The 22,933-nt window shown below is 43.4% G+C and carries 22 protein-coding genes and 1 tRNA gene; 7 read left to right on the top strand and 16 right to left on the bottom strand.

Annotation, left to right across the window (positions count from 1 at the left end; all coding sequences use genetic code 11):
• Positions 1–14 precede the first annotated feature (14 nt).
• A complete protein-coding gene (locus KFE26_RS19465; protein ID WP_011847750.1) occupies positions 15–347 on the top strand; it encodes a YegP family protein in 333 nt (110 codons plus the stop codon).
• Between the two features lie 129 nt (positions 348–476).
• Here KFE26_RS19465 and KFE26_RS19460 read toward each other — a convergent pair.
• Both KFE26_RS19460 and KFE26_RS19455 read right to left on the bottom strand, forming a co-directional pair.
• Positions 477–563: transfer RNA gene (locus KFE26_RS19460), tRNA-Leu, on the bottom strand.
• A gap of 289 nt (positions 564–852) precedes the next feature.
• Entirely contained in the window at positions 853–2,442 is a 1,590-nt protein-coding gene (locus KFE26_RS19455; protein ID WP_212601408.1) for a bacteriohemerythrin, read from the bottom strand.
• Between the two features lie 311 nt (positions 2,443–2,753).
• Here KFE26_RS19455 and KFE26_RS19450 point away from each other — a divergent pair, with 311 nt between their 5' ends.
• On the top strand, positions 2,754–2,885 hold the full coding sequence (locus KFE26_RS19450) for a DUF3149 domain-containing protein (protein WP_105251481.1): 132 nt from the start codon (positions 2,754–2,756) through the stop codon (positions 2,883–2,885).
• 141 nt (positions 2,886–3,026) lie between these two features.
• On the opposite strand, the gene KFE26_RS19445 is transcribed toward KFE26_RS19450, so the two are convergent.
• Positions 3,027–3,638, bottom strand: coding sequence for a superinfection exclusion B family protein (locus tag KFE26_RS19445; RefSeq protein WP_105251480.1), 612 nt, complete (start codon positions 3,636–3,638; stop codon positions 3,027–3,029).
• A gap of 168 nt (positions 3,639–3,806) precedes the next feature.
• On the opposite strand from KFE26_RS19445, the gene KFE26_RS19440 reads away from it, so the two are divergent.
• On the top strand, positions 3,807–5,432 hold the full coding sequence (locus KFE26_RS19440; RefSeq protein WP_212601407.1) for an ATP-binding protein: 1,626 nt from the start codon (positions 3,807–3,809) through the stop codon (positions 5,430–5,432).
• Positions 5,433–5,518: 86 nt separating this feature from the next.
• Here KFE26_RS19440 and tcdA read toward each other — a convergent pair whose 3' ends face one another.
• A complete protein-coding gene (gene tcdA, locus KFE26_RS19435) occupies positions 5,519–6,328 on the bottom strand; it encodes a tRNA cyclic N6-threonylcarbamoyladenosine(37) synthase TcdA (RefSeq protein WP_212601406.1) in 810 nt (269 codons plus the stop codon).
• A gap of 426 nt (positions 6,329–6,754) precedes the next feature.
• Here tcdA and KFE26_RS19430 point away from each other — a divergent pair, with 426 nt between their 5' ends.
• Positions 6,755–7,819, top strand: coding sequence for a porin (locus KFE26_RS19430; protein ID WP_212601405.1), 1,065 nt, complete (start codon positions 6,755–6,757; stop codon positions 7,817–7,819).
• A 435-nt stretch (positions 7,820–8,254) separates the two neighbouring features.
• On the top strand, positions 8,255–9,313 hold the full coding sequence (locus KFE26_RS19425; RefSeq protein ID WP_105251476.1) for a porin: 1,059 nt from the start codon (positions 8,255–8,257) through the stop codon (positions 9,311–9,313).
• 165 nt (positions 9,314–9,478) lie between these two features.
• Here KFE26_RS19425 and parC read toward each other — a convergent pair whose 3' ends face one another.
• The 7 genes from parC to nudF are packed head-to-tail and all read right to left on the bottom strand — an operon-like array spanning position 9,479 to position 17,422.
• Positions 9,479–11,755: a DNA topoisomerase IV subunit A gene (gene parC, locus KFE26_RS19420; RefSeq protein ID WP_212601404.1), complete on the bottom strand. Its 2,277-nt coding sequence runs from the start codon at positions 11,753–11,755 to the stop codon at positions 9,479–9,481.
• Positions 11,748–12,920 (bottom strand): PQQ-dependent sugar dehydrogenase, encoded by a 1,173-nt coding sequence (locus KFE26_RS19415; RefSeq protein WP_105251474.1) that lies wholly within the window; start codon positions 12,918–12,920, stop codon positions 11,748–11,750. Before KFE26_RS19415 ends, parC begins: the two co-directional genes overlap by 8 nt.
• Before the next feature lie 52 nt (positions 12,921–12,972).
• Entirely contained in the window at positions 12,973–14,859 is a 1,887-nt protein-coding gene (gene parE / locus KFE26_RS19410) for a DNA topoisomerase IV subunit B (RefSeq protein ID WP_105251473.1), read from the bottom strand.
• A gap of 56 nt (positions 14,860–14,915) precedes the next feature.
• Positions 14,916–15,491, bottom strand: coding sequence for a YqiA/YcfP family alpha/beta fold hydrolase (locus KFE26_RS19405; RefSeq protein WP_105251472.1), 576 nt, complete (start codon positions 15,489–15,491; stop codon positions 14,916–14,918).
• Positions 15,492–15,517: 26 nt separating this feature from the next.
• Positions 15,518–16,357: a 3',5'-cyclic-AMP phosphodiesterase gene (gene cpdA, locus KFE26_RS19400; RefSeq protein ID WP_105251471.1), complete on the bottom strand. Its 840-nt coding sequence runs from the start codon at positions 16,355–16,357 to the stop codon at positions 15,518–15,520.
• 15 nt (positions 16,358–16,372) lie between these two features.
• Positions 16,373–16,813, bottom strand: a complete 441-nt coding sequence (locus tag KFE26_RS19395; protein ID WP_105251470.1) for a DUF1249 domain-containing protein — start codon at positions 16,811–16,813, stop codon at positions 16,373–16,375.
• Positions 16,814–16,819: 6 nt separating this feature from the next.
• On the bottom strand, positions 16,820–17,422 hold the full coding sequence (gene nudF / locus KFE26_RS19390; RefSeq protein WP_028759445.1) for an ADP-ribose diphosphatase: 603 nt from the start codon (positions 17,420–17,422) through the stop codon (positions 16,820–16,822).
• Positions 17,423–17,667: 245 nt separating this feature from the next.
• On the opposite strand from nudF, the gene tolC reads away from it, so the two are divergent.
• Positions 17,668–18,975: an outer membrane channel protein TolC gene (gene tolC, locus KFE26_RS19385; protein WP_105251469.1), complete on the top strand. Its 1,308-nt coding sequence runs from the start codon at positions 17,668–17,670 to the stop codon at positions 18,973–18,975.
• 76 nt (positions 18,976–19,051) lie between these two features.
• Here the strand turns inward: tolC and KFE26_RS19380 are convergent, their stop codons facing one another.
• From KFE26_RS19380 to KFE26_RS19370, 3 genes are read right to left on the bottom strand one after another with little or no spacing between them, the layout of a single operon-like run.
• Positions 19,052–19,789: a TIGR04219 family outer membrane beta-barrel protein gene (locus tag KFE26_RS19380; protein ID WP_131524113.1), complete on the bottom strand. Its 738-nt coding sequence runs from the start codon at positions 19,787–19,789 to the stop codon at positions 19,052–19,054.
• Positions 19,790–19,791: 2 nt separating this feature from the next.
• The gene (locus tag KFE26_RS19375; RefSeq protein ID WP_105251468.1) at positions 19,792–20,760 is read right to left on the bottom strand and encodes a DUF2333 family protein; all 969 of its coding nucleotides are present in this window, start codon (positions 20,758–20,760) and stop codon (positions 19,792–19,794) included.
• A gap of 11 nt (positions 20,761–20,771) precedes the next feature.
• Positions 20,772–21,254 carry a copper chaperone PCu(A)C gene (locus KFE26_RS19370; protein WP_113941529.1) on the bottom strand — a complete coding sequence of 161 codons (483 nt, stop codon included), beginning with the start codon at positions 21,252–21,254 and terminating at the stop codon, positions 20,772–20,774.
• 33 nt (positions 21,255–21,287) lie between these two features.
• Here KFE26_RS19370 and KFE26_RS19365 point away from each other — a divergent pair, with 33 nt between their 5' ends.
• Positions 21,288–22,025 carry an enoyl-CoA hydratase gene (locus KFE26_RS19365; RefSeq protein WP_028761866.1) on the top strand — a complete coding sequence of 246 codons (738 nt, stop codon included), beginning with the start codon at positions 21,288–21,290 and terminating at the stop codon, positions 22,023–22,025.
• Positions 22,026–22,156: 131 nt separating this feature from the next.
• On the opposite strand, the gene KFE26_RS19360 is transcribed toward KFE26_RS19365, so the two are convergent.
• Together KFE26_RS19360 and KFE26_RS19355 are read right to left on the bottom strand one after the other, a co-directional pair.
• Entirely contained in the window at positions 22,157–22,357 is a 201-nt protein-coding gene (locus KFE26_RS19360; protein WP_105251467.1) for a PspC domain-containing protein, read from the bottom strand.
• A gap of 151 nt (positions 22,358–22,508) precedes the next feature.
• Positions 22,509–22,799: a hypothetical protein gene (locus tag KFE26_RS19355; RefSeq protein WP_173246873.1), complete on the bottom strand. Its 291-nt coding sequence runs from the start codon at positions 22,797–22,799 to the stop codon at positions 22,509–22,511.
• Positions 22,800–22,933: the final 134 nt, after the last annotated feature.

The raw sequence follows: 22,933 nt of genomic DNA, 5'->3' as shown, positions 1-22,933 counted from the left end.
TAAGGAGTAAACCCATGTCAGGATGGTATGAATTAAGTAAAAGCAGTAATGAGCAATTTAAGTTTGTATTAAAGGCGGGAAATGGAGAGGTCATTCTCACCAGCGAGCTTTACACAGGTAAGAGTGGCGCGTTGAACGGTATTGAATCCGTGCAAACCAACTCCCCAATCGAAGCCCGATATGCCAAAGAAGTCGCAAAAAACGAGAAGCCGTATTTCAACCTCAAAGCAGCCAACCATCAAATCATTGGCACTAGCCAAATGTATTCGAGCACTGCTGCGAGAGATAACGGGATTAAGTCGGTGATGGAAAATGGAAAAACAACCACCATCAAAGATTTGACCTAGGCAAGTATGCCCAGTGTGGTGCTTTGCAGGAAGGTGAATGATGAACTCTAGCAAAGTAGCGTGTTGGTAAGTATCTAACATGACTGAATTTTAGGTACAAAAAAACCGACACTAAGGTCGGCTTTGAAGTGGTACCAGTGGCCAGACTCGAACTGGCACGCTTTTAAGGGCGCGGGATTTTGAATCCCGTGTGTCTACCGATTTCACCACACTGGCATAATCTTCAATCTATAAAACTTTGCAAATCTTTGCAAGTGAACTTTTTAAAAATAACTATTTATATCATCAGCTTAGTTACATTAAACCGTAGACACTATGACTTTTGAATCCCCTGTGTCTACCGATTTCACCACACTGGCATATCAAATATGCACTTAGAAGCAATCAAAACAAGTGGCTGTCTCTAAGTGCTGGGAATTATACCTTTGCTTATGACAATGGCAAGTCTTTTGCCGCGACTTTAATACAAATTGCATTTAACCGCTCAAAAATCATGCTCTTGGGGTTATTCTGCGCCATGGGATAATAAAAAAACGGTATATTCTTTATCACTTTTTTGAATATGGTTTACCAACCAAGCTTTCAAGAAAGCCATTAATTCGTCGGCAACATCTTCACCTCTAACAACCCGCTTTTGAAAATCAAGTACTTGCCCAACTAACTTGCCGTGCTTTTCCTTATGACTATCAGTTTGAGGGTAACCAAAACGCGCAAAGAGTTCCTCTTCATAGGCAAAGTGATTGGCCGTGTAATCCACTAACCCTTGCACGATACGTTTGATGGCTTCGAGTCCATACTCTTCATTTAATGTGCGGTGTAATTCATTGATCAATGAGACTAAGCGCTGATGTTGACGATTGATCTCTGGCATCCCTATGTCTAACTCAGGCCCCCATTTCACAAAGAGTTTATTTTGTGCCTGACTCGAATTAAAAAATGCCGCATTCACATGGAATCGATGCAGCAAGGAGCCTATTTCCTGCGACATGTTATACACTTTCAAACTCGATAAGTTAGTGTTGTTGGTGTGGGAGGCATTACTCAGGGCTAGCTCAGCCATCACACTGATATTTTTATTAATTTCCTCTGCTACTGTATGTTGTTGTCCCGATGCCGTGGCGATTTGATGGGACATATCGGTAATGGTCTCCACCTGAGCGACAATCTGCCCGAGTGCACTGTGAGCTTGATCAACCATATCAGCCGTTTCGTCGGCAATCGCCACGTTTTTCAACATGACTTCAACACCATGTTGTGCGCCTTTTTGTAATGCGGCGATTTGCTGCTGGATCTCAACCGTGGCTTCGGATGTTCGTTTAGCAAGATTACGTACTTCATCGGCGACTACAGCAAAACCGCGGCCATGTTCACCCGCTCTCGCACTTTCAATGGCAGCATTTAAAGCGAGTAAATTGGTTTGTTCGGCCACCTGCGAAATGGTTTCAATAATACTACTGATATTGTTGCTGTCGGCGGCCAAGTGCTCGATCACGGTTCGAGTATCATGGATCTGTTGTGACATAGCGCCAATTTTAGTGACTATGCCATTCATGATTTGATCGCCGCGCTTAGCAGAACTTTGGGCAATATCAGCTGCCTGCGCAGCACTCACCGCATTTTGCGATACGGCTTGTACGCTTGAAACCATCTGCGTCATCGCACTGGCTGCCAGTTCAGTTTGATGCTCTTGCTCTAACACGCCTTGCTTTGCCTGTTCACTGATAACCTTGATATCCGAGGCGACTTTTTTCATCCCTTCACAAGTATCAGATAAAGACAAAATCGTACGGCTGACATCCTCACCCATGCGATTAATGTTATGTACTACCTTAATGAACACACCCGCATCTTTCTCTTCCAATTGATAACTCAAATCTCCCTCGCCTAAGTGGTGGGCTGCACGCTCAAGTTGTCTCAAATTACGAATTAATTTATTGATGTTGAACACTAAAATGGCGGCGAGCGCGCTTAAACATAAAATGGCGACAAAGTGCCCAGTGATCACCAAACAATAGAGGGGATAAATCAGCAACAATAGTGGCGCAAAGATAGAATTATATCCCATTGAATCCTTGTGACTTTTTTTAGAATCCATTTTTTACTCCTTTAAAAAACTGATATCGCGCCTTCATATAAAAACAAGAACGAATAAATGGAATAGCGCGTTAACTGAATATCGATCGAGTTGAATAGGTTAATCCTAGACGCTAACGGAAGAAGAAACAAAACTAAATTATTTGAACTCGCCGCTGTTAAGCACACCCTTAAATTTGACCAAGATCACAGAGTTAACTAAGGGTTATGACTTTGTATTCCTATGTCGATTTTTTATTGATCGAGATCAGTATTTTAGCTATCGAATACCGCTAATTTAGCGAGGACTTCACAGGAAAGAGGATTTCAGTCATGGCATTTTGGTTAGATCTAATGTTTGGTAACCCCATAGGCTTACTTTCAATGATCGTTATCTTTAGCACCATAGGGATAGTGTCTTATATCACTTGGATGTTCATTGTGAAGTCGGCACCGAAACCATAGTTTTTGCTCCAGTTGTTCTTCATGTTTCTTGTATAAATGCAAAATCTAGGGGGTCTTATAACCCCCATTTTTTGTTGTCTCGCATGTTAAAAGTGCTAACTAAAACATTGCTAGCACTCATCCGAGTGAGGTAGAACACGCCTATGCTGCGTGTTTTCTGTTTTGTACTAATCCATTCAAAAATTGCGGACGCGCCTTAATCAACGACTGCATTTCTTCTTGGCTCGGCTCACCGGCAGGTAAACGCAGCACATCACGGTTGAGGTACATACGCGCTTTCATGGCAATCTTATAGTCAGCGGTCGGTCCCTGAATCGCATAATGGCGCTCATTACCGAGCTTTTCTAAGATACAGGCATTCACTAAACTTTTTACAGCGGGTTCATTTTGCGGCAGAGTCAAAATCGTGGCGCCTTGAAGAAAGAATTCCCTCACTAAAGCTCGCTCAGCGGGATCAAGTAGATTCACTTTAGCTTCAATCGTCTCAATAACACGCTTATCACTTAAATGACGGATAGACTCATCTAAGCCTAAGTTAATTAATTGACTCAAAAAATAAGCGATAGAAACGATTAGACCTAATCCAACAAACTGTGCATGTTCTGGTACAAATTTATCGAGCGCCAGCACTGCCAGCACATTAGGGGGAATAAGAAGTAAGACAGAACAACTCACCATAAGCCACAGCATGACTCTAAACATCATTTTCTTCGGGCTAAAAAACTTAACTGAATCCAGCTTGAGTTTAAACATAGTGCTATCCCAGTGACAAAAAATTGAACTTATCGGCTAATAAGCAAATTTAATGCCACAAATGAAGACATATTTCGTTGATTTTATCTGCGAGAAAATGCACTTTCTGGATCTGTAGGTCTATGCTTATAAGCATCTCAAGCCGCTATTGCATAAAGAAAATTTAAGATGCTGACATTCTTTAGCCAACTTATCAAAAGCCCCATAGGCAGGCACCTTACCCTGTCTATTATACTTTTTAGTTCTGTTATCACCTTAATCACCACTGCATATCAGTTGATCAGTGATTATCGCAATGATGTCGTGCGTATCGATAGAGTATTTTCCAACATGGAAAAGGTGAACTTAGATGTGCTCGCCGCCAGTATTTGGGTTATTGACGAGCGGCTCATTAACACTCAGCTCAATGGGCTAATTCAGCTGCCCGATATTAACTATATTTCGATTAAAGATGACAGCGGCCAAGCATGGAATGCAGGCGAGCAGAAACAAGAACACTCCTTAGATAAAACCTTTCCTTTAGTCTATAAATCACCGACTGAAAACATCAATGTCGGCACACTCGAAATACAAGTCGATGTCGATGCTATCTATCAACGCTTGTATGATAAGGCCATTATCATTCTGCTTTCTAATGGCATTAAAACCTTCTTAGTGGCTGGGTTTATTCTATTTTTAGTGTGGTTCAACATTACTAAACACTTAGATAAACTCAGCCAATACTGCAAAAATATCGACATAGACCATGAATACGAGCCACTACAATTTGACCGTCATGAAAAAATTGATGAATTCAAACAAGTCGCCGATTCCATCAATAGCATGCAAGTACAACTTAGAAGCTCATTTAGCGCCTTAAAGAATTCTAAGACGGAACTGCAAATAGCCTTAGAAGATAGAGAGCGGCTACTCAAGCTCGAACGTAGCTATAAAGAAGAGCTCGCAAGGCAAGTAAAAGAAAGAACACTAGAGTTAGAACAATCCCTTAGCGCACTAAAACGAGCACAACAGGTTTTAGTTGAGCAAGAAAAAATGGCGGCCTTGGGTGGACTCGTGTCAGGGGTTGCACATGAGATAAACACCCCAATTGGCATTTGTTTGACGGCGGCGAGTGCGCAGCTCAGCCATATTGAAGAACTAATCGACCTGATCCACAGCGATCAAGCCACACTAGATGAGATAAATGAAATACTTAATGAGTACCAAGAAAGCTGTGAACTCATTGTCCGTAATATCACTAAAGCCAGTAGTTTAATTCAAAAATTTAAAACGATCGCCATCGATCGCAGTCACGAAGAACACCAATGCTGTAATCTAAACCAGCAGCTACATGAAATCCTAGAGTCGACATTAATTATGCATCCCAATGTTAACGCCTCAACGGAGATCAACGTGGAGCCTACACTCAATATCAAAACCAATATCAGTTTGTTAAATCAAATTGTTAGTAATATTCTCTCGAACGCCTTTACCCATGCATTCCAAGGACATGAAGACAATCTTATCCACATTAATGCGACTTTGGATGAAGAATCAATTCAAATCAGCATTCAAAATAATGGCTTAGCCATTCCAGCAGATGTTGCTGAGCACATGTTCGAACCCTTCTTTACTACAAATCGTAATAAAGGTGGTACTGGCTTAGGATTATCAGCGGCCTTTAATGCCGCAACACTGTTGAAAGGCACTATGAGTTATCGCGCAGACTCAAAACTAGGCGGCCCACAATTTGATATTAAATTTCCATACACTCAATGTGAACCAGTCAATAATCAACAAGATTTTTATATCTAGGTATAACCTAATGAAATTACATAATATTGAAGGGGTATCACCGCCCTTGAAAGCGGTGATATCTTGACTGAATCTAGGTTAAGAGTTTAAACCGCCTCTTGAGCCTGCAGTGCCAATCGCGCTAACACGCGACTTGCCGCCACAAAACCAAATGTCCCAGTGACCATAGTCACAGCCCCAAAACCAGAAGCACAATCCATCCTCATGCTGCCATCAGCCGCCACTTTAGTACCGCACACTGAGCCATCGGCTTGGGGATACACTAACTGCTCACTGGAAAAAACAGCATCGATAGCAAACCGGCGTTGCACGTTTTTAGAAAAGTTATACTCGCGGCGCAAAATATTACGCACTTTGGCTAGCAAAGGATCTTGGTAGGTTTTAGCGAGATCAGTTAACTGAATTTGCGTCGGATCTGTCTGTCCACCCGCACCGCCCACTGTCACTATCTTAATTTTTTGACGTTTACACCAAGCAATTAACGCAGCCTTCTGCTTAACGGCATCAATACAATCAATAACATAATCAATATTGCCGCCCTCTTTAGCTCCAAGCAAATACTCGCCTAGATTATCCAATGTAATAAAATCTTCAATTTCATTCACTTGGCAATCAGGATTAATTTCACGGATCCGTTGTGCCATCACAGCAACTTTAGAACCGCCGATGGTAGAGCTAAGAGCATGTATTTGTCGGTTAGTATTAGTGACGCAGATATCATCTAAATCCATCAAACTTATCTGCCCTATGCCGCTCCGCGCTAAGGCTTCAGCCGCCCAAGTACCGACGCCACCAATACCAATTACCATCACATGGGATGTGGCAAATTTAGCCAACGCCTTTTGTCCATACAAACGGCCAATTCCGCCAAATCGATTTTGATAGGCCTCAGTCATAAATACTTACCTTATATTACCCAATAACAGCAGGAACGCTTACCCCAGCATCCAGGAGACACCAGCTGGGACAGCTTAAAAGCAACACCAGAAATGTGCCGTGGATTCTAAACGATATCGACATAAACCGAAATCAGATCCTCAGCCACCAAACACTAGATGCAAAGGGATACGAATACTAAATGAGTGTAATAAAAGCAAAGGCCCATCATTTACCACCGAGTCATTTGGTAATCGACTTAATAAAAACATGTATTTTACTTGTAAAACAATATGTTGAATAAGCCATCCTTTATATGAAACTTGATCAAGATCACACTTTATCATTTCAAGTCTGTGCAGACTTTGCCGCATAAAAGCTCAACAGCATGCATAGATACTGAAGTTATCAATGCATATAACAGCGATAAGCACAGGAAAATGAAGATGAAAAAGAATCTACTGACGACGGCTATTATTTCTAGCCTCACACTCTATTCATTCACAGCACTCGCCGATGGCCCTGAATTCTATGGTCATGCTGATCTTGCCATTACCAATTCAGACACAGGTTATGCAACTCAAAACCAAAAGGAGGGCACTGTTCTTGAAAACAACTTCTCTTGGTTAGGCGTAAAAGGTTCTGAAGCTGTAAGCCCTTACTTTGACATCATTTATCAAATGGAATTTGGTGTCGAAAACTTTGACAACTCAAATAAAACCTTCAATGCCCGTAATACATTCCTAGGGATCAGAAGTGCCGCAGGTACGGCCTTAGTAGGCCGTAACGATACCGTATTTAAATCAGCTGAAGGTAGCTTCGATCTTTTCGGTAATACCAATGCTGATATCGACTTACTGGTTGCAGGCCAAACACGCTCAGCCGATGGCATTTCTTACTATTCACCTAAAATTGCCGATCTCGTGACGCTTAATGCCACTTATCTGATGAGTGATAACTATGACCAAGTGGATAGCAATGGCAACGACGTGTATAGCAAAGATCAAATGTATGCTCTGAGCGCCACCTTAGGGGATAAAGCCTTTAAAGCACAAAACTACTATGTCGCTGCCGCCTATAGTGATGGTATTGATAACGTCGAAGCCTACCGTGGTGTGGCCCAAGCTAAATTCGGTGACATAATCTTAGGTGCCTTATATCAACACAGTGAGCATGTAGATGATAAGTTTGCCAATCTCTCAGGCGATACCTATTTTGTCAACGCAGCCTACTTAATTGGCGACTTAAAACTAAAGATGATGTACGGCAAAGATGACTCAGGTCTAGGCAAGTACGTGAGCCGTTATGTTGGCGACCAAAACAACAGTGGCCTAGAACAGGTCCGTGATGTTGACCTGCAACAGTTCAGTGTGGGCGCAGATTACCGCCTGAGCACTAAGACTATGGTCTATGGTCACTACACGCGCTTCGATGGTGATCTTATGTTGGCCGATGTAAAGCAAGACCTGAATGACAACATCTTTACTGTCGGTTTACGCGTTGATTTTTAAATAGATTAATCAACTAACCCCAAGGTTATTTATTGATAAAAAAGCGGCTTCGGCCGCTTTTTCTGCTTAGATATCGCCCCCAAACACAAATCTATAACCAATATGACAGACTTGCTACAGCATTAGTATATGCTACAGTTACCCTCGCCGACGCACTATCTAAGGCAATCCGCCTTACCTACCACTTAAGTAGTAAGTGAAAAATAGAGTTTTACCCCTTTCAGGTAAATTTGCAGTCAAGATATAAGGAAAGATCCCAGAAATGGCCCGAATATAGGCAAGGAGAGCCAAAAACATGATCTGCGCCACAGCCTGCGAGTCGTAAAACTGTAAAAATCGGCGGCAACTTTGTTACCGACTCAGGTAGCAAATGCGTTAAACCACACAAAAACCATGAAAAATGGATAAGAACTTAGGTTCGAGGGAGCACAAAACATGAAAAAGACATTCATCTCTGCATCAGTTGCATCAGTATTAGCATTGGCTTCATTCGGTGCGCTAGCCGAAGGCCCAAGCTTCTATGGTCGTTTAGAGCTTGCTCTAACCCATACTGACACAGGTGCCACTCTACAATCAGGTACTAACGGCTTAGAAGCAAACTATGCCGATGAGAATAACGCAGGTACTTATTTAGAAAACAACTTCTCTCTATTAGGTGTTAAAGGTTCAGAAAAAATCGCTGATGGCTTTGACGTTATCTACCAAATGGAATTCCAAGTTGAAAACACTTCTGGTGCAGGTGATGTTTTCAAAGCACGTAACACTTTCTTAGGTTTAAAAACTAACGCTGGTACTGTGTTAGTGGGTCGTAATGACTCAGTATTCAAACAAGCCGAAGGTGCTGTGGATATTTTCGGTAACACTAACGCCGATATCGACCGTTTAGTCAGTGCCCAAACTCGTACTGCCGATGGTGCTTGGTACTATTCACCAAAAATTGCAGGCTTAGTGACATTAAACGCTAACTATCAATTTGATGATAACGACACTACAGCTAAGACTTCTGAAAGCCTATATGCATTAAGCGCAACTCTAGGTGACAGCAAGTTTAAAGAACAGAATTACTATGCTGCAGTAGCCTATAACAAAGGCATTGCTGGTGTTGATGCATACCGTTTAGTTGGCCAAGCAAAATTCGGTCAATTCAAAGTTGGTGGTTTATTCCAAAACTCTGAAGATGTTGTGAACAATGACATCGAAGGTAACACTTACTTTGTTAACGTTTCTTATGATCTGAACGGTGTAAACCTGAAAGCTGAATACGGCATTGATGAAGCTGGTTTAGGTGGCGCTTACACTAAACTGGGCGGCGTAAAAGGTGCTGATGACATCAATTTCCAAAACTTCAACATTGGTGCTGATTATCGCTTAGCGAAATCAACTATGATCTATGGTCAATACGCTATGTACCGTGGTGATTTTACTGTTGCTAATGCTAAAACAGATCTACAAGATGACAACGTATTCTCTGTAGGCGTACGTTACGACTTCTAATCTCTTACCTAAGAGATAATAGAAACCTACTGTAGTAATACAGTAGGTTTTTTTATGTCTCAAATCTAATCCAAAACGCAAAAAATAAAAAACCACCTAAGCCAAACTGAGGTGGTTTTAGTTAACCCATTTAATTCTTTACAGCATTGAAACCATTACAAAGCATTAAATGCTCGCTAAAGCATCACCACCGTCACCTAATTCAACGCTATCGACACGTTGTAATCCTCTAGGCAATTTAGCACCACGACGACCACGTTCACCTCGATAATGCTCAAGATCGCTTGGCTTCAGTGTGAGTTTGCGCTTACCTGCCCACAAGGTAACCGGCGTATCACTCGGCACTAATTGTAAATGCGTCATAAGTTCATCCCGATTCTTGGCCCTTTCGGTTGGTATGCCAATAATTTTATTACCTTTACCCTTGGATAATTGCGGTAACGCTTCTAGCGAAAACAGTAACATCCGCCCTTCGTTTGTGATCGCTAGCAGTGACATTTCTTTAGTGCGGTCGATCAACTTAGGCGTTAATGATTTAGCGTTTGTTGGTAGACTCAGCAAGGCTTTACCTGACTTATTGCGCGACACCATATCGTTGTATGAACAAATAAAACCGTAACCCGCATCAGTTGCTAACAAGTAACATTGGTCTTCTTCACCCATCAACACATGCTGCATGGTTTCGCCAGGTGCCATATTGAAGCGAGTCGTAATAGGCTCACCTTGGCTACGGGCCGATGGCAGAGTATGGCTATCAGTCGCAAAAGCCCGCCCAGACGAATCAATAAACACTGCGGCCTGATTGCTACGTCCCATCGCGCTACATAGATATTGGTCGCCAGACTTATAGGAGAGCGACAAAGGATCGATATCGTGGCCCTTAGCACAACGCACCCAACCTTTTTCAGATAAGACAACAGTCACGGCTTCTGTCGGCGTTAACTCTTGTTCAGTTAATGCTTTGGACTCATTACGCAATACGATTGGCGAGCGACGATTATCGCCATAGGTTTCGGCATCTTGAATTAATTCTTTCTTGATCAACGTCTTCAAGCGACGCTCTGAGCCCAATAACTGCTCCAGTTTTTCGCGTTCGGCTTCAAGCTCATTTTGTTCGGCCGTGATCTTAAATTCTTCTAACTTAGCTAAATGCCGTAACTTTAACTCGAGGATCGATTCGGCTTGTTTATCACTGAGTGAAAAACGGGCCATCAACTCGGCTTTAGGATCATCGTGAAAACGAATAATCTCGATCACTTCATCAATGTTGAGGAAAGCGATCATTAGGGCTTCGAGTATATGTAACCGCGAGACCACCTTGTCTAAACGATATTCTAAACGACGTTTAACCGTATCAACGCGGAACTCTAACCACTCAGTTAATAAGGTTTTCAACCCTTTAACTCGCGGACGTCCATCGAGACCCAGCACGTTTAAGTTAACTCTAAAGCTCTTTTCTAAATCCGTGGTCGCAAACAAATGCGCCATCAGTTGATCGCAATCAACGCGATTGGAGCGCGGTACCACCACAAGACGCACTGGGTTTTCATGATCCGACTCATCGCGTAAATCGGCCACCATAGGCAATTTCTTCGCCTGCATTTGACCGGCGATTTGCTCTAAAATTTTACCGCTACTGGCTTGATGTGGCAGCGCCGTTATGATGATTTCACCGCCATCGACAGTGTAAACCGCACGTGCTCTTAATGACCCACGGCCCGACTCATAAATTTTTGCAATATCGGCAGACGGGGTAATAATCTCGGCTTCAGTTGGATAATCAGGACCTGGTACAAAGGCCATCAGTTGCTCGAGTTCAAGCTTAGGATCATCGAGCAATGCTACGCAGGCGGAGACTAATTCTCTCACGTTATGCGGCGGAATATCCGTCGCCATACCTACGGCAATACCTGTAATACCATTGAGTAAAATATGCGGTAAACGTGCAGGCAGTACTTTAGGTTCCTTCAAAGTACCGTCGAAGTTAGCCCCCCACTCAACCGTACCTTGTCCCAGTTCACTGAGTAACACTTCAGAGAATTTAGAGAGACGTGCTTCGGTATAACGCATAGCCGCAAATGACTTAGGATCATCGGGGGCACCCCAGTTACCTTGGCCATCGACTAACGGGTAGCGATATGAAAATGGCTGCGCCATCAATACCATAGCCTCATAACAGGCACTATCGCCGTGAGGATGGTATTTACCTAATACGTCACCAACCGTACGGGCCGACTTTTTATGCTTAGATTGAGCCGATAAACCTAACTCACTCATCGCATAGATAATTCGACGCTGTACCGGTTTAAGTCCATCCCCAATGTGTGGCAGGGCTCGGTCCATAATGACGTACATGGAATAGTTCAGATAAGCCTCTTCGGTAAAGCGCCGCAATGGCATTTGCTCTACCCCATCGAGACTTAACTTGATAGCGTCACTCATTTTCTTCTAGTTCCTGTGTTTCTTCAGTACTATCGCCCTTATAAAACAAGCGATACACGTTACCTTTTAAATCATCGGAGATGTACATAGCACCATCGGATGCCGATAACAGCGCAAAGGGTCGAGCAACGGGAAATTCACCGTCAAGGAAACTAACAACCGTTTCACGACTCACCACTTTTTGATCTTCAATCTTCAACATCACCACTTGATAGCCAACTTTACTCGAACGATTCCACGAGCCATTTTCGGCGACAAACAACTGATTATGGTAAATATCGGGAAATTGACTGCCGCGATAAAATGCAAGTCCCGTGGGTGCAACATGGGCTGGCAACTCATACATTGGCAGAGTGATTTTTAAATTTTTCGGTTTTTCATAGGCGGGTTCGACAACACTACTGGCATGTAAATAAGGGAAACCATAATGACTCCCTATCACATCGATGCGGTTAATCTCATCGGGTGGTAAGTTGTCCCCCATCCAATCACGGCCTTGATCGGCAAACCATAATTTTTTGTCTATTGGCGACCAATCAAATCCACTTGCATCACGCACACCAGCCGCAATCTGCTCACTCGCGCCTGTATCAACATTGATCGCTATGATACTACTGTAAGGCACTGGCGCTTCACAGACGTTACAGGGTGCACCAATAGACACATATAAACGGCCATCTGGGCCAAAATTAATTGCCCGAGAACTTTTCTTCTCTGAGTAAGGCAAGTCACTGTAAATCTCTTTGGGTCGACTCGGGCGGCGCAATCTTTGCTCAATATCAACAAAGCGTACTATTTGATTTTCAGTGGCGACAAACAAGTCACCATTGTGGAATGCAATCGCATCGGGTGATTCAAGCCCTTTGGCTATCACATAGCGCTTATCGACACGACCATCTTGATTACTATCAACGAGAGCATGGATAGTGCCGCTCTTATTGGAACCGACAAATAAAGTGCCATTAGCCCCCATCGCCATCTGCTTAGCATCGCCAATATCCGAGGCATAAAGCGATAAACCAAACCCCTTAGCGACGGTAATCATGATCGATTGGGAACCCGCAAAGGCGCTATTGCAGAGCAATAACGTCACACTCGCTAAGAGCGTAAAACCGGCAGAAAACACCTTTAAGCAATTATAATTATTAGTTTTAATATACAACATTGTAATTTTCTTTATGCCTATGTTTTATTGTTATCGGCAATAGTGCACAACATTAAAGTAAAGCCATGTCACCCTTATCTTCAAGCCAGTTTTTACGGTCCGGCGAACGCTTCTTAGCGAGCAACATATCCATCAAAGCATCCGTTTCTTCGATGTCATCTATAGTCAACTGTACTAAACGACGGGTGTTTGGATCCATCGTTGTTTCACGAAGTTGTAAAGGATTCATCTCACCCAAACCTTTAAAGCGGGTGACTTGTACCTTACCCTTTTTATTCTCAGCGGCAATACGGTCTAAAATACCCGCTCTTTCTGCCTCATCTAAGGCGTAATAAACCTCTTTGCCGATATCAATACGGAACAACGGCGGCATAGCAATATACACATGACCCTGCTCAACCAAGATACGGTAATGCTTCAAAAATAGCGCGCATAACAAGGTAGCAATGTGCAGTCCGTCTGAGTCGGCATCCGCAAGGATACAAATCTTGCCATAACGTAATTCAGAGATATCACTACTATCGGGATCGCAACCAATCGCGACCGAAATATCATGGACTTCCTGTGAAGCTAACACCTGTGAAGCATCGACTTCCCAGGTATTCAAGATTTTGCCACGCAGCGGCATGATGGCTTGAAACTCACGATCGCGGGCCTGTTTAGCACTACCACCCGCAGAATCCCCTTCCACGAGGAATAACTCTCCGCGCATCGGATCTTGGCCACTACAGTCTGTCAGCTTACCCGGCAGTGCAGGTCCCGAAGTCACCTTTTTGCGGGCCACTTTTTTGGCGGCCTTTAAACGACTCTGGGCATTATTAATGCACATTTCGGCTAAGGATTCAGCTAACTCGGTATTTGAGTTCAACCAGAGTGAGAATGCGTCACGCACAACGCCAGACACAAAAGCAGCACATTGGCGACTAGAAAGCTTTTCTTTTGTTTGACCAGCGAATTGCGGTTCTTGCATCTTCACCGACAATATAAACGCGGCGCGATCCCAGATATCTTCGGGTGAAAGTTTAATACCACGGGGGATTAAATTTCTGAACTCACAGAACTCCCGCATCGATTCCAATAAACCTTGGCGGAAACCATTCACATGGGTACCACCGAGTGGAGTCGGAATTAAATTAACATAACTCTCGCCAATGGATTCACCGCCTTCAGGCAACCAAGTAATGGCCCAATCTGCGGCTTCTAGTTGACCTTTAAAGCAACCCACAAACGGCTCTTCGGGCAATCTTAAATTGTCACCGATAGCCGCCTTTAAATAATCAGTTAGGCCGCTTTCATAGAACCATTCATGGACTTCATTTGTCTGTTTATTGGTGAATTTAATCCGTAAACCTGGGCACAGTACCGCTTTAGCACGAAGCAGATAAATCAGTTTTGAATTTGAGAAATTAGCCGAATCAAAATAGCTCGCATCGGGCCAAAAATGCACTCGAGTCCCCGTATTACGACGGCCACAGGTCCCTGTTGGGCGTAAATCTTCAACTTTAAAGCCATTTTCAAAAGCGATGTCATACACTTGGCCATCACGGCGAACCGTGACTTCGACACGGCGCGACAAAGCGTTAACCACCGAGATACCGACACCGTGTAAACCACCGGAGAACTGGTAGTTTTTATTCGAAAATTTACCGCCAGCATGCAATTTGGTCAGAATTAACTCAACCCCAGGAATGCCTTCTTCTGGGTGGATATCCACTGGCATACCACGTCCATCATCAGTGACTTCGAGGGAGTTATCTGTATGTAGAACAACTTCAATTTTTGTCGCGTGACCTGCCAATGCCTCATCGACACTGTTATCTATGACCTCTTGGCCCAAATGGTTCGGTCTGGAGGTGTCGGTATACATACCTGGACGGCGTTTAACAGGATCGAGTCCGTTGAGAACTTCAATGGCGTCAGAGGTGTATTGATTTGTCATAGGGCACGCTATAGGTTGTTATATCCGGCCATGTTGCGGCTCGGCATGTCAGTTTGTCAAGGTAAGTGTAAAAATTGGCTTACAGTTTGCAGATGCGACTCATAACCAACAAAGCTGTGATCACCACCCGCTTCAACTCGCAATTGACAGTGATGATACTTATTGACCGCTTCGCGATAATCCAGCACATCATCACCTGTCTGCAATAATACCAAAAAACGATCCGGATTGCGGATCACAGCCGTATTAAATTCAGCGACTTCAGACTTATGCTCAGGTAAGACAAGATAATGCTGTTCAGTGTAAGGATTGAATTGCGGCCCCATAAACTCATCGAACAACTCAAAGGGTTTTACCGCAGGATTAACTAACACCGCTTTGCCACCGTAGGTTTCGGCTAAATAGCTGGCGAAATACCCACCTAAAGATGAGCCTATATAAGCTAATGGCTCTTTGGCATCAATCGCAGCCTCAACATAAGCGGTTAAGAGCACCATCGCAGCCTTAGGTGTATTAGGCAATTGGGGCTGATGGAAGGCCACACTAGGATGATGCCGCGCCATGTACTTAGCCGTCATCACAGCTTTATCTGAAAATGGAGAGCTATTAAAACCGTGAATATAAAGCAGCATATTTCCTCAGGCTGCGGCTATTCGCGTTAATAACCGCTAGAGTTGTTGTCGGGGGAAAAATGGTTACCCGGTACGCGATACACTTTAGTGTTGATGCTACCATCGGCTTTCAACTCCAGCAAACGATAACCCGGTTGAACGCCATCCAAGGCAAAATAAGGCGATAACGGCTTAAATTGAATACAAGTGGAAGGTGTCGCCATCAACTGCAACGTGCCATGGGGCCCATTATGATGGGTATCAATACATTGGTGCACATGTCCCCAGAGCAATCCTTTGACCTGCGGATATTTTGCCACTCGCGCGATAAACTCGGCGCCATTGTCCATGCAGTGCTGATCCAGCCAAGTACAATTCACAACGATGGGATTGTGATGCATCACCAGTAAAGTATGGCATTCAGGATGTGCGGCAATAGCTTCATCAATTAATTCGAACTGAGTCTCGGCCATATTGCCGCCAGGCTTTCCCCGCACGGTTGAATCCAACATGAGGATTTGCCAGTTTCCCGCCAGAATACGCTGCTGCCCAAAAATCTGTTCACCCTGCATGTGCAGATACATGATCCGTGGATCATCATGATTTCCAGGAAGATAATGGCAAGGTAAGCCAACGGGGGTGACTGCTTTCACAAATTGCTGATAGGACTCAGCCGAATAGTCTTGACTCAAATCGCCCGTGGCGAGCATCAAGTGAGCAGGATAGTCCACAGCTCTAATCGTATTTAATACGGCAGCAAAACTTTTGCTAGTATTAACTCCTAATAGCTGAGCTTCAGGATCGGCAAAAAGATGCGGATCTGTGACTTGCACGATACGCACGCTTTCCCCTTCAGCTATGGAGTAAGAGACAGCCTCTTTCAGCACATTGAATACCCAATTCTAAGACTGGCACACGACACTGTGTTGGTAACCAATCTTTAATAACTCTTCCAGGAATGCATTCACCTGGTACTTTTCATCACTTTGATACATGCGTACATTGGGATAATCATACACTGGGCGTAATTGGTAAATCTGTTGGCCAGTTAACACTTCTGCTAATTTAGCATCGTGATAAATTCTCACTAACACCTTGGGAGTATTGATAAACTCCTTGATTTCGATGGGACGAGATATCTCAACTAGCTGAGTATATTTGGTATTTTCTAAAATTCGCACTACTAATATACCAAACTCACCTTCGAGTCGCCATGACTCACCGATAGCTATCTCTAACGGTAACCATTTCAACATATAGCCATAATTACGCCCGCACAGTGCTAAAAAATCACTGACGTTGGGTTTATAGCGCCGTTTTAGACTCGAAGTAGCCAAATTCATCCCAACTTAAACCAGTTGTTGATAGTTCAATTGTAACCATTGTAATCCAATAACGGTCGACGCATTATCGATCTCGCCCGCAACCACTCGCTCATAAGCTTGCTCGCGGCTCATGACATGCAATCGAATATCTTCGTGCTCTTCAGCTAATCCATGCAATCCACGGGCGTCGTTTGAATCGACATCAGCCCAATAGAAATAGAAACGTTCTGTACTACCACCTGGGCTCGCTAAATAGCTATTTACACTGTGTATTTGCTTAGCCATTAAGCCAGTTTCTTCCATTAATTCTCGGTGTGCAACATCCAGAGGCGTTTCTGCGGGCGCAATCATACCCGCGACTAACTCAAGAAGCCAAGGAGATTTAGCAGTTGCTAATGCAGGAAAGCGTACCTGTTCAATGAGTACGACTTTATCTTGCTTGGCATCATAGGGAAGGACGACCACAGCATGACCCCGTTCAAACACTTCGCGAGTGACAGGCTTACTCCAGCCACCAGCGAATAATTTATGCTTGAAAGTGTATTCGTCCATTGAGAAAAAACCTTGATAAAGGGATTTTTTTCCTAAGATCTCAATATCCGTTTGCGAAAAAACAGGGGGTTTCATACTCTATCCTTAAAAGTTAAATTTGCGCCTACAATCAAGGCAATTTGAGCACATTTTTAAAATAAAATCTGTTACACTTCGAATTTGACTTGAAAGTGTCAGAGTTCTTAGACTCTAGGTCATTAAGTTTTAGCTGTATCGGGAAGCGTCGGGAAGCGCAAACCGCCTTGGTAAAGGCATTACTTAGTCTAAACGAAGTTAAAATATTCCTCCGTGGGGGGGATTTTGTCTAATAAGGACAGCAAATGAAATTTAAGATCCATAATTTATGCGCAGCATTAACACTTGCGGCTTCCGCTTCAGCGGTGCAAGCAGATGATTTGTTGCAAATTTATCAGCAAGCACTGACCAGCGACCCGCTCGTATTGCAAGCCCAAGCCCAGCGTAATGGTTTGTTTGAGAAAATCGAACAAAACCGCGCTCCGCTGTTGCCAACCATTAGTGCAAACGTCGGTTATGACAAAGCTTGGAATGATCCGAAGGATGATGCAAGTGGTCTAGTAGGTAGCCTGAAATTAAATCAAGTCATCTATGATCACAGTGCTTGGGTTGGTTTAAGTCTTGCTGAGAAAGCCGCTTCTCAAGCTGATTCCGCTTATGCTTCCGCATTACAAAACTTGATTACTCGTATCACTAAAGCCTATTTCGATGTATTAACGGCGAAAGACAACTACGAGTTCCAAGGTGCAGAAAAACGCGCAATCGAGCGTCAACTTGAACAAACTAAACAACGTTTCGCAGTGGGTTTAACCGCGATTACCGATGTGCATGAAGCTCAAGCGCAATATGACTTAGCCTCAGCCACTGAAATTTTAGCCGAAAACACGCTCGCCAATAGTTATGAAGCCTTACGTGAAATCACCGGCATCGATCACAAGACGATTAATGTGCTAGATACCAACCGTTTCTCAGCCGTTACGCCAGCGCCAACGTCATCTAGCGAATGGTTAAAAATTGCTGAAACCAATAGTGTTGATTTAATGACTCAACGTATTGGTAAAGATATTGCCCAAGAGACCATTAAGCTTTATCAAGCAGGCCACATGCCGTCTTTAAGCTTAAATGCCGGTTACAACAAAGGTCTTGAGCAAAAAATGGGGAATCTCAACGAACCTGATTTTGATAATGTCAGCGTTGGTGTCAACTTAAGCATTCCGATTTTCGAAGGTTTTAAAGTCAGCTCACAAGTTAATGAAGCACAATTCCAGTATGTTGAAGCAAGTGAAAAGCTTGAGCAAATTTACCGTGGTGTAGTGAAAAACGTTCGTAATAACTACAACAACGTAGGTGCTTCTATCAGCTCAATCAAAGCTTATGAGCAATCTGTTATTTCATCAGAAAGTGCCCTAAAAGCCACTCAAGCGGGTTTCGAAGTGGGTACTCGTACTATCGTTGATGTTTTGAACCGTACCCGTGACTTGTACGACTCAAAACGTAAATTATCCGATGCGCGCTATAGCTACATCAACTCAGTTGTTGCACTAAAGCAAGCTGCGGGTACATTGAATGAAGATGATGTTATCGCCATCAATAATGGCTTGATTGCACAGTAACAACGCTCTCAGTCATTAAATATAAAAAACCGCCATTTGGCGGTTTTTTTATGCTTAGAAGTTAAAATCAACAAAATTAGAAGTTGATTTCAACACCCGCAAAATAACCTTTAAATTTAGTATCAGCACTCACACCCGAGAAATTACTCACATCGAATAAAAATTCACGGTAGCCTACACGTACACGCGTATCGACGGCCAAACCATCAAATTGCCAACCTAAACCAATTGCATAGTCGTGCACGCTTGACTCATTGACGCCCTGCATCAAATCAGCAAAACCGTACAAGCCTAAGCCAGGCATACCTACATGCGTACTGGCGTAACCCATCACAATACCGCTATCGACATCTTTCTCTTCTGGATGGCCAGGATCTTGAACACGCAGTGAACCATTCATTAACTTGTATGCTGCACCGAGATCCAACGACACTATGTCGTTGTCCAATATTTCGTAGTACAGCACGAAGTCTGTGTTACTCAAATCAGTATAAGCAGTAACATTACCTTTAAAATCATGACCATTGAAGTTGAAATCAGCATCCGACATGCCGCCTTTCTGATCTAAGCTATTTTCACGGATTTTAATGTTAGGGACAAATGGCAATGGGTGCTCAACTGCAATCCAATAACTGCCTTGAGCAGATGAACTGTAATCAAATGTTTGTTGTGGTTGACCTTTATCAGCAAAAGTACCGCTAGTATCGGCGCGCCAGTAATCACCACCAATCGTAAAACCAACCACAGTGGCCGCTTGGGCAGATGAGGCCATACAGAATCCTAATACCGCACTGGCGAGGAGAGTTTTTTTCATAATTAACCTTGAGATAGCAAGTTCGTTAAATCAATCACCGCGGCATTCGCACGCGACACATAGTTAGCCATAACCAATGAATGATTAGCGACTAAGCCAAAACCGCTGCCATTCAGCACAACAGGGCTCCAGACAGTTTGCTGAGTCGCCTCCAGCTCACGAATGATCTGTCTTAGGCTTACTTCAGCATTTTTCTTCTTCAATACGTCAGCAAAGTCAACTTCAACTGCGCGCATAAAGTTCAACAACGCCCATGAAGCACCACGGCTCTCATAGAAGACATCATCAATTTTCCACCAACTGGTTTTTACCTGATGGCTGGTCAAATTTGGAGTTGATTGACGCGCCGAATTATCACCGGCTAGGTCTGTATTTAAGCGCTCTTGGCCAACGCTGGCAGATAAACGCTGCGACATACTGCCCAGACGTTTCTGCACTTCTTTCAACCATTCATTAAGGTTGTCAGCACGGGCATAAAACTGTGCATCTTGATTATTTGGGTCCATCATGCGGGCACGATAAAGCTTCAGCAATTTGATTGCATCGCGATATTCGCTTTCGGCACTCGGTACTAACCAGCTTGTGTGGTCAATATTGAGCTTAGATTGGGCTTCGCCTAAATCTTTGTCCGCCGCAGATTGTGACTGTGAGCGGCTAAACTCTTTACGCATAATCAAGGCTAAATCACGGGCTTGCTCCAAAGCACCATATTCAAATGCGGGCATGTTATCCATGAAGATGGAAGGTGGCATCACATCGTTTGATAGCCAACCACCTTGCTTATCGAGTAAATTTTCGACTGTGAGGATTAGCGATGTAGTAGTAGCGTACCCAACAATATTCTTATTGGATGCTGTTAATTGTTGAGGGCTAATCGGATCCGGTTCGATACTCCACCATACACTCACGCCATAACCGATTAATACTAAAAATAAACCGACCCCGGTAACTTTTTTCCATGTAATTTGCATCAAGCGACTCCTTAATGATGGTGATGATGCTCTTGCTCTGCGGCGTTTTCTACTGCTTTACTAACAGGCAGGGTAATTGCCATTTTCTCGCCACCGTCAAACTCTAATTGCAGTTCAACTTGTTGCTCTAACACCAATGGCGCTTTTAAGCCAAGCAACATGACGTGATCCCCTGACGGCGTTAACGTTAATGTGCCATGGGAGGGGATGTCAAAACCTTCAACATGGCGCATCTTCACCATGCCTTGGTCTTCGATAATCGTGTGTAATTGGGCATCCTTTGCCACAGTCGTACTGACACCGATAAGACGAATCGCTTTATCTGTGTGGTTTTCAAGCGTAAAGTAAGCGGCAGTATTTGGTACTGTCTCAGGCATGGCGCGTATATGACCTTCAGTCATGACTACGTTCGCCAACGCTGAAAATGATGCACAAGATAAAACTAGACAATTAAACAGCTGTTTGAATATTGGTTTCAATGTCTTAAACTCCATGTCTACCCAATGTCGTCGTAAAGGAAACAACCCATGAGTCATATACAGGTTCAGGATGATCAGGGAGTGCGTATTATTAGCTTTAATCGCCCTGATAAACGCAATGCACTTGATCTTAATATGTATAAACAACTGACAGAATACCTGATCGAAGGTGAAGCAGACAACGACATTCGTGCCTTTATGCTCCATGGCCAAGATAATTGTTTCACCTCAGGCAATGATGTTGCTGACTTTTTGAAAAATAGTGACTTAGGGCCAAATCATCCCGCAGTACGTTTCTTATTTTGTCTGCTCGAACTCAAAAAACCTCTGGTGGCTGCTGTTTCTGGTGCCGCCGTCGGTATAGGTACAACCGTACTGCTACATTGCGATCTGGTATACGCTGACAACACGGCGAAATTTCAACTTCCCTTCGTCAACTTGGCTCTCGTGCCGGAAGCGGGGGCTAGCCTACTCTTACCAGAACTCATTGGTTATCAAAAAGCGGCTGAGTTACTGCTACTTGGTGAAAGTTTTAATGCCGAGACGGCCCATAGACTCAATATGATCAACGAAATTGTGGCCCATGAAGATTTACTCAGTTATGCATTATCTCAGGCAAAAAAATTGGCCAATCAACCGCCACAAGCACTACAAATCACACGTCAATTAATGCGTCCGCATAAAAATCGTGTACAACACCAAATGCACCAAGAACTTGAACAATTTAGCGCTAGGCTAAAAAGTGATGAAGCCAAAAGCAGATTTCAGGCTTTTTTGAAAAAGTAGTCTGCAAGGCAGTATGCACATACATTTTCGCATGAGGGTCAAAGTGCCCTCTTGTTGATAGGTTTAACTGCATCATTTAAAATCAAAACAAGCCACTTATGAGCTCATCAACACCAGCCATCACTGCATGCTTAGGCTGGTTTTTTCCATTGGTCAACTAACAATGCTAAAACAAAGTAAATTAGCAAACTCACACCCGGCATAAATACAATTGCACCAGCCCACACCGCACGAGTCCAAAAACAAGACCAATCAAACTTCCACGCCATGCCTGCAGCAACACCACACACTAAACGCTCTGGACTCTCCATACGCACTTTTAATCGTTTCATCTAAAACCTCGGCTCAGTTGATCGCTAACTTATTTATCATTAACACTATGCCACTGAAACCAGCAAATAATGCCTGAAAACAACGCAAGACTAATTACAGGTAACAGTAGCAATGTCATCAAAGGTGCTACAAACCACATAAGCAGATCCTTTACTTAGCGCTATATTCATCGGCACCTGCCGATTCACCTTTATTTTCAGCGTTTAAGCTAAGTTGACTGTTGAAGTCATAAATACTTTCAGCCAGTTGTGTTTGCAATGACATCACAAATTCACGCTTTACACTGACGAACAATTCCTGTGTCTGCGCAGTTAATGTTTGCTCAATAGTTCCCACAACATCTGATATTGGTGCGGCTTCTGCGTGTGCTGCAACGCTACCGACTAACGCGCCTAATAACACACTCATTTGTACTGATTTTTTAATGGTTAACGTAAACATGATGGCATCCCTTTCGATTAATTAACTTGACGAAAGGAGTATTACAAACTGCGTGCCAACTTATAAAAATATTCTTAAGATTATGATTTTAATCATTTTAAAAAATTTTACGTGGACAAGATGAGATATAGGGA

Source organism: Shewanella sp. M16 (genome assembly GCF_018224605.1).
GTDB lineage: Bacteria > Pseudomonadota > Gammaproteobacteria > Enterobacterales > Shewanellaceae > Shewanella > Shewanella oncorhynchi.
Note: the sequence above shows the minus strand (reverse complement) of the source record. Positions and strands in the feature narration are given on the sequence as shown.